The sequence below is a fragment of the Longimicrobium terrae genome (assembly GCF_014202995.1).
Taxonomy (GTDB): Bacteria; Gemmatimonadota; Gemmatimonadetes; order Longimicrobiales; family Longimicrobiaceae; genus Longimicrobium; species Longimicrobium terrae.
This window is the reverse complement of the sequence record NZ_JACHIA010000008.1, coordinates 208,611-220,610: the sequence shown is the minus strand read 5'-3', so window position 1 is coordinate 220,610 and position 12,000 is coordinate 208,611. Positions and strand designations below refer to the sequence as shown.

General features: G+C 68.6%; 11 protein-coding genes. 4 read left to right on the top strand and 7 right to left on the bottom strand.

All coding sequences use genetic code 11. The features are described from left to right. Nucleotides 1-174: 174 nt before the first annotated feature. Nucleotides 175-1,455 (bottom strand): pyridoxal phosphate-dependent aminotransferase, encoded by a 1,281-nt coding sequence (locus tag HNQ61_RS15160; RefSeq protein ID WP_170036609.1) that lies wholly within the window; start codon nt 1,453-1,455, stop codon nt 175-177. 329 nt (nt 1,456-1,784) lie between these two features. Between HNQ61_RS15160 and HNQ61_RS15155 the strand changes: the two genes are divergently transcribed. Continuing rightward, nucleotides 1,785-3,134, top strand: coding sequence for a M20/M25/M40 family metallo-hydrolase (locus tag HNQ61_RS15155; protein ID WP_170036611.1), 1,350 nt, complete (start codon nt 1,785-1,787; stop codon nt 3,132-3,134). Nucleotides 3,135-3,589: 455 nt separating this feature from the next. On the opposite strand, the gene HNQ61_RS15150 is transcribed toward HNQ61_RS15155, so the two are convergent. From HNQ61_RS15150 to HNQ61_RS15130, 5 genes are all read right to left on the bottom strand, one after another. Then, nucleotides 3,590-4,279 carry a DUF2239 family protein gene (locus HNQ61_RS15150; RefSeq protein ID WP_170036613.1) on the bottom strand — a complete coding sequence of 230 codons (690 nt, stop codon included), beginning with the start codon at nt 4,277-4,279 and terminating at the stop codon, nt 3,590-3,592. Then, nucleotides 4,276-4,638 carry a GIY-YIG nuclease family protein gene (locus tag HNQ61_RS15145; RefSeq protein WP_205761846.1) on the bottom strand — a complete coding sequence of 121 codons (363 nt, stop codon included), beginning with the start codon at nt 4,636-4,638 and terminating at the stop codon, nt 4,276-4,278. Before HNQ61_RS15145 ends, HNQ61_RS15150 begins: the two co-directional genes overlap by 4 nt. Before the next feature lie 231 nt (nt 4,639-4,869). Then, nucleotides 4,870-5,352, bottom strand: coding sequence for a DUF2059 domain-containing protein (locus HNQ61_RS15140; protein ID WP_170036615.1), 483 nt, complete (start codon nt 5,350-5,352; stop codon nt 4,870-4,872). Nucleotides 5,353-5,548: 196 nt separating this feature from the next. Continuing rightward, on the bottom strand, nt 5,549-6,751 hold the full coding sequence (locus tag HNQ61_RS15135) for an ATP-grasp domain-containing protein (RefSeq protein WP_205761848.1): 1,203 nt from the start codon (nt 6,749-6,751) through the stop codon (nt 5,549-5,551). A gap of 258 nt (nt 6,752-7,009) precedes the next feature. Then, nucleotides 7,010-8,779, bottom strand: a complete 1,770-nt coding sequence (locus HNQ61_RS15130) for a glycosyl hydrolase family 8 (RefSeq protein ID WP_170036617.1) — start codon at nt 8,777-8,779, stop codon at nt 7,010-7,012. A gap of 347 nt (nt 8,780-9,126) precedes the next feature. Between HNQ61_RS15130 and HNQ61_RS15125 the strand changes: the two genes are divergently transcribed. The 3 genes from HNQ61_RS15125 (at nt 9,127) to HNQ61_RS15115 (ending at nt 11,260) form a co-directional block, all read left to right on the top strand. Beyond that, nucleotides 9,127-9,603 carry a MarR family winged helix-turn-helix transcriptional regulator gene (locus HNQ61_RS15125; protein ID WP_170036619.1) on the top strand — a complete coding sequence of 159 codons (477 nt, stop codon included), beginning with the start codon at nt 9,127-9,129 and terminating at the stop codon, nt 9,601-9,603. Nucleotides 9,604-9,690: 87 nt separating this feature from the next. Next, entirely contained in the window at nt 9,691-9,945 is a 255-nt protein-coding gene (locus HNQ61_RS15120; RefSeq protein ID WP_170036621.1) for a hypothetical protein, read from the top strand. A gap of 43 nt (nt 9,946-9,988) precedes the next feature. Continuing rightward, nucleotides 9,989-11,260, top strand: a complete 1,272-nt coding sequence (locus HNQ61_RS15115) for an RNA polymerase sigma factor (protein ID WP_221305269.1) — start codon at nt 9,989-9,991, stop codon at nt 11,258-11,260. A gap of 295 nt (nt 11,261-11,555) precedes the next feature. On the opposite strand, the gene HNQ61_RS15110 is transcribed toward HNQ61_RS15115, so the two are convergent. Further along, entirely contained in the window at nt 11,556-11,972 is a 417-nt protein-coding gene (locus HNQ61_RS15110; protein ID WP_170036625.1) for a hypothetical protein, read from the bottom strand. Nucleotides 11,973-12,000 lie beyond the last annotated feature (28 nt).

The following is a 12,000-nucleotide window of genomic DNA, read 5'->3' as shown; positions in this document are numbered from 1 at the left end:
GTCGACAACGACGATGTCGTATTAATTCCTTCTGCCCTTTGGAGACGCTGGGAAGATCTCCTCAGCTTCGCCGCGTAAAGTGCTAAAGTCTAGTTTATTCGCTCTCGCGGGGGAGGAGTGGGCGACTCGTACGAGCCCGGGTGGGGCCGCCGTGACGCCCGCCGCCCACTCTGTCTACCGCGCCCGCTTCACCATCTCCCCGATCCGCCGCACCCCTTCCGCCACTGCGTCCTCCTCCGGCCCGAACGAGAACCGCGCGTACGAACGGAACCGCGAGGGCCGGCCGCTGCGCCGCTTGCCGGGGTTGATATCGAAGAACTCGCCCGGCACGCAGATCACCTTTTCATCCAGCGCGGCCTGCAGAAAGTCCATTCCGTCCGAAAGCGGCTCCGGCAGGCCGGACAGGTCGGCCCAGACGTAAAAGGTGCCTTCCGGCTCCACGTCCAGCCGCATCCCCGCGTCGCGCAGCCCATCCACCATGATGCGCCGCTTGCGCAGGAACGCGCCCCGGATGGCCGCCGTTTCCGCACGCACGGCGGCGGGATTCAGCAGGTCGATGGCGGCGCGCTGGAGCGGCCGGCTGCCTCCGCCGTCCAGGAACGAGCCGCTGCTCGTCACCGCCTCGATCACCGACTTGGGCCCCACCACCCACGTGGTGCGCCAGCCGGGGTAGCGCCAGTTCTTGGTCAGCCCGTCAAAGATGACGACCGGATCTTCATCCACATCATCCACATAGCGCGCGGCCGACACCAGCCCGTCCTCATCCGCCGTCGCGGACCACGCGTAGTGCGAGTAGAACTCGTCCATCAGCAGCGTGCACTCCAGCCGGCGCGCCGCCTCTACCCACGACGCCAGTTCCAGCCCGCGGATGGTGCGGCCCGTGGGGTTGGAGGGATTGGACAGCAGCAGCGCGGACAGTCCGCGGCCCAGGATCTCCCGCTCCAGCCGGCCCATGTCGAACCGGTAGCCGTCCGTCCCTTCCAGCAGGATGGGGATGGCGGTAAAGGGCCGGAAGATGGTGAGCAGTTCCTCGTACGCCGTGTAGTCGGGAAGGAAGTGGCCCAGGTTGATTTCTCCCAGTGCCGCCACCGTGCGCGTAAGTCCCAGCCGCCCGCCGCCGCAGATGCACACGTTCTCGGCAGTGTACTGCGACGCCTTGCCCTTGCGGTACAGGTGGTTGTACAGGTCGGCGACGGCGGTGCGCAGTTCGGGAATTCCCGCCACGGGCGCGTATTCCTGGTCCGCCGGGCTGATGGGCGCGCTCAGGATGCGCTCCGGCGAGCCGGGAAGCGGACCCGTTTCCGGCATCCCCTGGCCCAGGTTGCACCAGTCCGGATGCCCGTACGCGTAGCCGCGCCGGCTGGCTTCGGCCATCACGTAGATCACGCCGGTGAAGGGCACGGCGCGAAAGCCGGGTACGTTGGGCGGGGTGACAGCAATGCGTCTGCGTTCCATCGGCCGGACCAGGTGTAGATGCGTTCAGCGGGCGCGGTCTGCGCGGAGACGGTCCGGGAGGCAATCGGCGGTCCACGGCCGTCTGTGACGCGGAAGGATAGGGTCGGGACAGCCGCGGGTCATCCTCCACCGGCCGGATCGCGGCTGGATGCGCGCGTTCCGGCCCTCCGCCCGGCATCGTGTGAAAGGCGGACGCTCCTCCGGCCTGATCAGCAGATCTGCGGCTCTGCTGATCATCGATCCGTCCTGCGGCGCCCCTGCGGCGGGGCGGGCACGGGGTTAGCTTGGCCGCGCACCACCGTTCATCCACCGACGCCCGTTCCGGACCCATGCAGCAGACACCCGACGCCGCCCCGACCTCGCCGGAAGAGTTCCGGAGCCTTGCCCGCGACATCTTTCGCGAGCTGATCGCGATCGACACCACCGACCGCGACGGCGACGTGACGGTGGCCGCGCGCGCGGTTGCCCAGCGGCTGCAGGAAGCCGGATTTGCGGAGGAGGACCTGACGCTGGCCGGGCCGCATCCGCGCAAGATGAATCTGGTGGCCCGGATGCGCGGCACCGGCGCGCGCGGGCCGCTGCTGCTGCTGGCGCACCTGGACGTGGTGGAAGCCGATCCCGCGGAGTGGAGCACGGACCCGTTCACGCTGGTGGAGGAGGACGGCTTCTTCTACGGCCGCGGCACGACGGACCAGAAGGCGATGTCATCCATCTGGACGGCGACGCTCATTCGCCTGGTGCGCGAGGGCTTTGTCCCCGACCGCGACCTGATCCTCGTCCTGACCGCCGACGAGGAGGGCGGAGAACACAATGGCGCGCGCTGGCTTACGCAGAACCGCCGCGATCTGGTGGACGCGGCGATGGGGATCAACGAGGGCGGCTTCGGGCGGATGAAGAACGGCAGGCGGATCAGCAACAACCTGCAGGCGAGCGAAAAAGTCTACCTGGATCTGGAACTGGAGGCGCGCGGCACCGCCGGGCACAGTTCGCTGCCGACGGCGGACAACTCCATCTACCACCTCGCCGCGGCGATGCAGCGCGCGGCGGCGTACCGCTTTCCCGTGCAGATCAGTGAGGTGGCGCGGGCGTTCTTTGAGCGGATGTCGCGCATCGAGAGCGGCGCGATGGCGGATGACATGCGCGCGTTGCTGGCGGATACCGAGAATTCCGAGGCCGCGGACCGGCTGTGCGCCGTCCCGCAGTACAACGGGATGATGCGCACCACGTGGGCGGCCACGCGGGTTGATGCGGGGCAGTCCAACAACACCATTCCCCAGAGCGCGCGGGCGCTGTTCAACTGCCGCCTCCTCCCCGGCGTGCAGCCGGAAGAGGTGGAGCGTACGATGCGCGAAGTGGTTGCGGACGATCGGGTTACGGTGCGACAGGCGACCGCCAGCAAGCCCAGCCCGCCCTCGCCGCTGACGGCGGAGGTGATGAACGCGGTGGAGGGGCTTACGGAGGAGATGTGGCCCGGCGTGCCCGTGGTTCCGGTGATGGGAATCGGTGCGACGGACAGCCTGTACTTCCGCTCTGCGGGGATCCCGATGTATGGTGTGTCGGGGATCTTTCTGGACGTGGACGATGTGCGCGCGCACGCCCCCAACGAGCGCATTTCCACGCAGTCGTACTACGAGGGCCAGGAGTTCCTGTACCGCCTCGTCCGCACGCTTTCGTCCTGACTGCGGGGCGCCTCATCAGCCCCACGGCCGACAACAGCCGGGGCGGAGAAGCGAGGGCAGCATGGTATCGGATTGGCAGTGGTTCGGGGATGAGGTTTGGCGCCGATCGCGAACATCGTTGAGCGAATGAATCCGCCGCTCAAACAGCGGGAAGCCCCGACACGACGCCCACAGGCGCCGTTCGGGGCTTCAACTGCATCGGGGGCCTACGACACTGTCGGGGGCATAGTCCGCGCAGGCGGACTTCCGTGTCTTTCGAGGCGCGGTTTCAACAGCCGGACCGGAGCGCGCCACCCGCCGCAAGTCTTTCAGCCGCAACGAACTGGGGTGTGCTCCCTCTCCCACATCTGTTCGTGGGAGAGGGTCGTCGTGCGCAGCACGCGGGGTGAGGGCGTCACTCTCCGGCCCGCACCGCCCTCCGGTCCGCACCGAACGCTCCCCATCCCGCCGTCCCGCTAGCCTCCGCGCCCCAAACCCGCGCCGTCTTCATCACCGCCCCGCGCGTCGGGAAACGCGAGGTTCTGGACGTAGTCACGCACATCCGCCGGCCACGCTGCGATGAGGCTGGCAAAGCGCGCGGCATCGTCGGCGAAGAGGGCGCGGGCGGCTTCCTCGAACCCCGGCAGGTCGCCGCCCATCGCCGACAGGAAACGATAGGCGGCGTCCCGCGCGGCGCGGCGCTGGTCGGCGGCGGCGCTGGTGCGGCGCGCCTCCTCCACCAGCTTGCGGATGGCGACCGACGCGCCGCCCGGCTGCGTGGCCAGCCACTCCCAGTGCCGCGGCAGCAGCGTCACCTCGCGCGCGACCACGCCCAGGCTGGGACGCCCGCGGCGGCGCGGCGCAGCCTCCTCCGCCTGCGCCGCGGATCCGGTCTCCACCCTGGACGCGGCGCCTTCGTTTTCCGCCCCTGGCGTGCCTGATCCGTTCTCCGTCACCGACGGGGCGGGGGAGTACCGCGCGGTGACCTCCTCCTCCGTGCCGCGCGTGTTGATGTCGATTACGCGGCCGGTGGCGTCATCGAACACCAGCAGCGGCCCCGCGGCGCCATCCAACTGCGCGCGGCGGAAGGCGGCGGCCGCCTCGTGCAGCGGGCCGCCATAGATCCGCCGCGCGCCATCGAAGACCGTGCAGTTTCCGCCGCTCACGGGCTCGCCGGGCGCTTGTGGTAGCCGCGTTCGTCGAACGGCTCCAGGCGCTCCATCCACATCGCCTCCAGCGTGCGCAGGTCGTCGGCGGGGTCGTAGCCGGGGCTGTCGTCCGGCGGGGTGAGCGTGTCGAGCACCTCGAACGCGAACACGTCCGGGCCCAGCGCGTTCCACTCGCGCTGCAACTCGCGGTTGGGGTGCCCGCCGAACTTGAGCTGCGTGCGCATGCGGTTGAGGATGGACGGCAGATCCACCGAGCGCCCCACGAGCGAGCGGCCATTCGCCGTGTTGTGCACGCGAAAGATGCCCATCGGCCGCGCCGATTCCTTGTATGCCCGCACCAGTTCCCGCTTGTTCATCCTCATCACCCGGTTCAGTGTCTGGATGAATTATATCCGGGTATAATCCATCCGTCAATATCATCCGGGTAATATTCTGGATCGAGCGCCATCGGCGCAAAAAGCACGGAGGCCGCGGAGAACTCCTCCGTGACCTCCGTGCATCCTCCATAACCTCTCGGGTGGAACCGAGTCGCGTGAGGCCCGCACAGGGGGGGCCGCGGAGACAACGGGACTCTCTCCGAAAAAGCGTTACCTCTGACCGGACTGGATGAAGATCACACTCCGGGTTCTCTCCTCCGTCTCATTGCGCTGGCGCCTCGCCAGCGTAAACTCGACCTCGGGGAACTTCCTGAGGGAGGTGACCGTGACGGTTTCATGGTCACAATCGACAGCCACGTAGACGCGCTTGTCGCTCGCACGGCCCCCCAGCATGTCGAACCAGACGACGAACTGGCCCACGAGGGCGGTGTTCGCGCATTCCTCCCAAGCCCTGCCCTCGACCTTCAGGTTGCAGAGGACCGCGTCATCCGTCTGCATGCAGCGAGCGCCGCTGCGCATCAGGTTTATCTGGTCCTCGGTGGGCTGAGGCAGGCCGAAGGCCGACGCGATGGGTCGGTCGCTGAAATCCTCGCCGCGGATGGTGTCGGTGCGCTCCGGCGCATTCTGCGCGTGCACCGGCGCGCCGGCCACGCACGCGGCCAGGACAACAAAACAACAGAGAATCTTTCGCATTGAATCAATCATGAAAGAGGTGGAGCAGAACCGCTCGTCGGCGGTGCCGATCGTTCGGCGTCAATATTGTCGGGTGGGGAGTCGTCCCGCAACGCTGGCGTGCTGCCTGCGCCGATGAAGGCGCAGAAAAAAGAAGCCAGCGGAAGCCTCATGGCTCCGCTGGCTCGGTTCGCTCCGTGAGAAGGCCCCGTCCCGTTCACTCCGTCGCGGACTCGGCCGCCGGCATGGACGCGTAGAAGTCGTCGCGGACGCGGCCCATGTACTCGTGCAGCAGGTGCGACACGCGGTCCGCGCTGGGCGACGCCACGATCATCCCCACGTGGTGCAGCTTGTTCATGCGCCACACGATTTCGGGGTCCTGGTACGCCGATGTGTCCGGCCACTCCTGCCGCGCCAGCGACACCAGCAGCCCCGCGTGTTCCGCCCGCGCCCGCGGAGGCGTGTAGTTCTCGCCACGAACGTCCGCGATCTCCAGCCGCGCCCACTCGCGCCACAGGTTCACGCCGGTGGCGGCTTCCGTCATTTCCACGATGTTGGCGCCGCCCACCCGCGCCGCCGTCTCCAGGAAGTAGAAGCGCCCGTCCTCATCCCCGCGGATGAATTCGGTGTGCAGCGCGCCGCGCACCATGCCCAGCGCGCGCAGCACCTGCACGTCCAGTTCGCGCAGCGTGCGCGCCTCGTCGGAATCCCGCGGCAGCGTGCGGGTGGAGAACAGGCCGCCGCCGTGGTACACCTCGAACGGCGGCGTCACGTAGCCGTTGGCCTCGCTGAAGACGATTTCGCCCTTCCACGCCAGCGAATCCACGTGATACACGCGGCCGGGGATGAAGCGCTCCAGCACGTGGAACGACCGCTTGTCGCCCAGTTCCTCGATCGTGCGCCACACCTGCTCCGGATCGCTCAGCTTCTTGATGCCGATGGCGGACGCGGACAGCCGCGGCTTGAGCACCCACGGCGCCGGCACCGTTTCCAGGAAGTGGCGGATGGGCTCGTGGTGCAGCACGGGGACGAAGTCCGGAACTAGAATCCCCGCCTCTCGCGCCACCATGCGCATCGCCAGCTTGTCGCGGTAGTGGCGCACCGTGGTTTCGCCCATCCCCGGAATGCGCAGGTGTTCGCGCAGCGTGGACGCCATTTCCAGGTCGAACTCGTCCAGCGGAACGATGCGGTCGATTGTCTCGGTTCGCGCCAGGTAGCTGATGCCGTGGATGACGTCCTCACGCCCGTACAGGTGCGGCATGTAGAACACTTCGTCGATGGCTTCGCGTGGCCACTCGGCGTCGCGCAGCTTTTCGACGGTGACCAGCAGGACGCGGCACCCCTGCCGCTTGCACTCGCGGAGAAACTCCTCGCCCTTGAAGTAGCTGGTGAGGCAGAGGATGGTCACGGGACGGTTCACGGCGTCACGAGGCAGAGGATGGACGGATGACGAGCGGCGGGTGCCGGACAGCGTAGCGCGGATCGCGAGGCGGTACAAGGGCCGCGCCCGCGATCCGGTGCGCTGGAATCCGTCGATCGCAGGAGCAAGGAACGCACCCGGAACAAGCCTGCTTTCGCGGCGGACCCTCATCGGCCGGAAAGGATCCGGCATCGGCCCGAAACGGACCGGCCGGCCCCCGCATGGAGGCCGGCCGGTCCGCCGATCCCGCCGATCCGGTTACTGCGGAATCAGTTCGATGGCGTCGATCTCAAAGCTGCCCCGTCCGCCGTCGGGAATCAGGTGAAAGGTGGTGACGTTGCTCAGCGTCATTCCGTTGTTGGGAACGCCCGGCTGCTGCCACGCCGCGCGCGGAAAGCCCGTGGTGTTCAGCGGCACGCTGCCGAACTGCCATCCCGTGAAGTTGTCCACTACGCGATGCTCGAACTGCTCGCCGTCGGCGTCCACGACCTGCAGGCGGATGGTGTTGCCGCTGTTCGTCCCCTTGAACCAGAACTCCAGCGCCCGGTAGCCGGACCAGTTGGCGTTCACGTCGCGCCCCAGCCCGCCCCAGTCCTCCACGGCGTAGGTCAGCTGCATGCCGGACCCCACGGCGGACGGCGTCACGCGCACGCGGGTGATGGTGTCGCCGGTGGCGGCGTACGGCCACCACTTGGAGTTCAGGTCGTTGCGCTCAAAGTCGTCCAGCCGCAGGCGGCGGTCGCCGGAAAGCGGATCTTCCATGTTGCCGCTGGCCAGCAGCAGGCTCATCAGGCGCAGTTCGGCGGCGTAGTAGGTGGTGTCCTGCCGGGGCGCACCGGACCACGTCTGCAGCGTGCCCAGGTCCACCGTGCGGTTCCACATGGAGGTGCGGTACGTGGTGTTCGTCGACGTCAGCGCGGCGGCGGTGAGGGGCCCCACGAAGGTCGCCTCGTTCAGCCACGGCTCCTGCACGCCGCCGTTCAGGTAGTAGCCGGTCTGGATGTTGGAGGCGCCGACGCCGGAAAAGAATGAGTTCATCAGGTCCAGCCGGTTTTCCGCGCGGCTTTCGCAGTTGTACACGGCGTCCTTGGCCAGGCGCCACGGACCGCGGATGGCGTTCCAGCTGAAGCGGTAGTCCGCGGTGCTGCTGCTGTCGCCGTTGACCTTGACGTGGTCGGGGATGAGGCCGGTGCTGGCGTTGCTGCTTCCGTTGGCGCTGCTGCGCGAGTCGACGTTGGCGAGAATGGTGTAGCTCTTGTCGGATACGCTGTTCCACGACGCGTCGCCCAGGTACAGCGCGAACGCCTTGTAGTACGAGGGATCCAGGTAGCCCGGGTGCACCACCAGCGCGCTGCTCCCGGACCAGTCGCCGGACTTGAAGACGTACGTGGTGGGATCGACGATGTACGTCTTCATGCTGCCCACCAGCGCGTTCAGGTCGTTCCAGTATCCGCCCCAGCGCTTGTCGGCCATCATCAGCGCATACGCCATGTCCTCGTCGCCATCGCTGGCGGCATTGGTGTCCAGCGCGGTGCCGTTCTGGTCGATGGCCCACTTCATCATGCCGCGCGAGTTGTGGTGCGCCTTGGCGTACGCCCACAATCCGTCGAACGTGGCCTTGTCGCCCATGGTGGCGGCCAGAACCATTCCGTAGCCCTGGCCCTCGGAGAGCGTGGCGTACGGAGCCGCCGTGCTCCCATTCCCGATGTCGAACACCCACCCCGGGCCGGTGGTGACGCGAAGCCCGTTCACGGCGGGAGAGGTGCCGGTGCTGTATACGCGGGCCGCCTTCCAGATCTGGTAGTCCGCGCGAATGCGGGTGTTGGCCGCGGCCTGGTCCGGCGCCATGCTGACGCCGCAGGCGTACTCGTACGGCGCGGCGCCGGCGGTGCTGAGCGCCATGCGGGGAAGCGCGCCCCCTGCGCCGGCGCCGGCGAGGGGTTCGGTGGGAACGGAGTCGATGCAGGCCGCGAGGGAGGCCGCCGCGGCAAAGGCGGCCAGGGTGCGTGCGGGGATGCTCGGTGACATGGGCACCTTGTGGGAATGATGGTTTCCGCCGGCCCGCCGTGCTCGGCGAACCGTCCCGCCGGGGAGGGCACAACGGATGCCTGAATTCGCCCCAGCAGACAGAGTTTTCACAAGAAGTACAATCGTCACGTCCACGCCGTTTCCCAGCGTTTACGAGGAAAAGTCGTCCACAGTGATTCTGTAAACGGATGAACTCGCGGAAGGCATCCGCATGTTCCCGAACGGTTTGCGTTCTTTCTCCAGCCACCGTCTCCGCTCCGCGATCGGGCAGGAACGGGCGGCCCGGCGGACAGGGGTGCAAACCCGCGGATCTTGCGCCGGAAAGAAAGAATGCATATGCATGCATCATGATGAATCATCAACGCGCGGCGCAGGCGATGACGGCCGACTGCCTCTGCTTTCGCGCCCGGCGCGTCTCGCGCGCCATCACCCGCATGTACGACGACGCGCTGCGCCCGCTGAGCATTCAGGCCACGCAGCTCACCCTGCTGAACGCGGTGGCCATGCACGGCGAGCGGGGCGCGACCATGGCGCGGCTAGCGGAGATCCTGGCCATGGACGCCACGACGCTGTCGCGCGCCCTGAAGCCGCTGGAAACCGCGGGGCTGTTGCAGATGCTTCGCCTGGAGACGGACCGCCGCGTGCGCCTGGCGCTGCTCACCGAGGCCGGCGGGCGCTGCGTGGATTCCGCGCTTCCGCTGTGGACGCAGGCGCACGCGCGCGTGGTGGCCGCGCTGGGCGACGAGGCCGCGCTGGATCTGCGCGACCGCTTCGACCACGTGAGCGCCGCCGCGGCCCGGGCGGTGAGCGCCGCCGCGCCGTGATCCGCGTCCCACCCTCGTGATCCCCACGCCTCTCGCGCCCGATGGATGGCGCAATCTCACTCCCGACCCGCACATTCCAGGATAGCCGTGAGTGAAACCACAGCCTCGCCGCCGCCCGCGCTGAATGCCGTGCTGCGGCCGTGCCCCTTCTGCGGAGCCTGCGCCACGCTGGAGCCGGACCCGTGGATGGGCGAAAGCGTCCGCATCGCCTGCTCCAGCGAGCGCTGCTGCGTCATGCCGCGCACGGAGTACCTGCTGGTGCGCTTTGCCGACGAACTGTGCGCCGCGTGGAACGGCCGCCCCGCGCCGCACATGGAATCCGCCACCGAAGTGGATGGTTGATGACCCGACCGCCGTACCGCGTCCGGATGACCACGGGCGCATGGTGACCGCTTCCGATACGCACCGCGCCATCGACGCGGTGTGGCGCATCGAGTCCGCGCGGCTGATCGCCGGGCTTGCGCGCATGGTGCGCGACGTGGGGCTGGCGGAGGATCTGGCGCAGGACGCGCTGGTGGCCGCGCTGGAGCGGTGGCCCCGGACGGGTGTGCCCGACAATCCCGGCGCATGGCTCATGGCCGCCGCAAAGCGCCGCGCCATCGACGGTTTCCGGCGCGACAGGATGCTGGAGCGCAAGCACCAGGAACTCGGCGCGGAGCTGGAGGCGCGCATCGAGTCCGCCGTGCCGGACTTGGACGCCGCGCTGGATGATCCCGTGGGCGACGACCTGCTGCGCCTCGTCTTCACCTGCTGCCACCCGGTGCTGGGCACGGAGGCGCGGGTGGCGCTCACCCTGCGCATGCTGGGCGGCCTGTCCACGGAGGAGATCGCGCGCGCCTTTCTGGTGCCCACGCCCACCATCGCCCAGCGGATCGTGCGGGCCAAGCGGACGCTCACCGAATCGCGCGTTCCGTTCGAGGTGCCGCTGGCGAACGAGCTGCCCGCCCGCCTCGCGTCCGTGCTGGAGGTCGTCTACCTGATCTTCAACGAGGGATACTCGGCGACGGCGGGAGATGACTGGGTGCGTCCCGCGCTGTGCGAAGATGCCCTGCGCCTGGGCCGCATTCTGGCCGGCCTGGTGCCCGGCGAGGCGGAGGTGCACGGGCTGGTGGCGCTGATGGAGATTCAGGCGTCGCGGCTGGGCGCGCGCGTGGGGCCGGGCGGCGAGCCGGTGCTGCTGCTGGACCAGGACCGCCGCCGGTGGGACTACCTGCTGATCCGGCGCGGACTGGCGGCGCTGGAAAAGGCGGCGTCGCTGGGCGGCGGATTGGGCCCGTACGGACTGCAGGCCGCCATCGCCGCGTGCCACGCGCGCGCTCGCACGGCGGCGGAAACGGACTGGGTGCGCATGGCCGCGCTGTACGACGCGCTGGCCCGGGCGGCGCCCTCGCCCGTGGTGGAGCTGAACCGCGCGGTGGCGCTTGGAATGGCGTTCGGGCCGGCGGCGGGACTGGCGCTGGCGGACCAGCTCACCGGGATTGCGTCGCTCAGGAACTATCACCTGCTGCCCAGCGTGCGGGGCGATCTGCTGGCCAAGCTGGGCCGCGCGGACGAGGCGCGCGCCGAGTTCGAACGCGCCGCGTCGCTGACGCGAAACGAACGGGAGCGCGCGCTCCTCCTGGCCCGCGCGCGCGAGTGCGAATCCGCGCCGGCGTAACCCGGCGCACCGGCGGCACCTGATTCTGCCCCGCCGGCCCAGCCCGACCGAGACAAAAAGAACGAGTCCCAGCCGTCTTTCGGCCGGGGCTCGTTTTGTCCCTCGCTTCTGCGGAGTACCGCCCATCGCCGTGCTGTGAGGCCCCTCCCCCGGCCCCTCCCCATGCAAACTGCCGCACGGAGAGGGGAGACTTCAGGCCGGGACCGGCGCCGCGAGCAGGTGAAGCCTCACGACTGTTCGTGCGGATCGTCCGACTTCGTTCGATCGCATCGGTTCCGCAGCCCAGGGACGGCGTTTACCGCTGCTTCTTCCTCTGTCGAGCGGTGGTCCGGGCCCGGGTGCCGTCGATCACCACCGATACCCCGGGCACCGACCGGAGCGTGACGGACGCTTCCTGGCGCGCATCCACCCGCTCCACCAGCCTGAGATCCGCGCTTGCGGCGTGTTCCGCGCCGGAGTAGACGCTGACGCGGAACGTACGGGTGGCCGCGTTCACCAGGACGGCGGAAAGCTCAAAGGTGCCGCGCCCGGCGATCGTGAGCCGGAAGCGTCCCCCTTCCGGCATGGAGCCGTCGAACGACTGGTTCTCGCTTCCCACATCCACGTGCACGTCCACGATCCGGTTGGAATCAGCCGGCTGCGCGGCGGCGGGCGCCGTTCCGCCCGCGAACAGCGCCAGAAGCAATCCGCCTACGGCAATCATCCTGTACATGAGGCAAGCCTGGTGTGGGACGTACTCG

Bases quoted from the DNA above. Each gene is read 5' to 3' on its own strand.
- HNQ61_RS15160 (WP_170036609.1), bottom strand. From the start codon at position 1,455: ATGGAACGCAGACGCATTGCTGTCACCCCGCCCAACGTACCCGGCTTT.
- HNQ61_RS15155 (WP_170036611.1), top strand. From the start codon at position 1,785: ATGCAGCAGACACCCGACGCCGCCCCGACCTCGCCGGAAGAGTTCCGG.
- HNQ61_RS15145 (WP_205761846.1), bottom strand. From the start codon at position 4,638: ATGAACAAGCGGGAACTGGTGCGGGCATACAAGGAATCGGCGCGGCCG.
- HNQ61_RS15140 (WP_170036615.1), bottom strand. From the start codon at position 5,352: ATGCGAAAGATTCTCTGTTGTTTTGTTGTCCTGGCCGCGTGCGTGGCC.
- HNQ61_RS15130 (WP_170036617.1), bottom strand. From the start codon at position 8,779: ATGTCACCGAGCATCCCCGCACGCACCCTGGCCGCCTTTGCCGCGGCG.
- HNQ61_RS15125 (WP_170036619.1), top strand. From the start codon at position 9,127: ATGATGAATCATCAACGCGCGGCGCAGGCGATGACGGCCGACTGCCTC.
- HNQ61_RS15110 (WP_170036625.1), bottom strand. From the start codon at position 11,972: ATGTACAGGATGATTGCCGTAGGCGGATTGCTTCTGGCGCTGTTCGCG.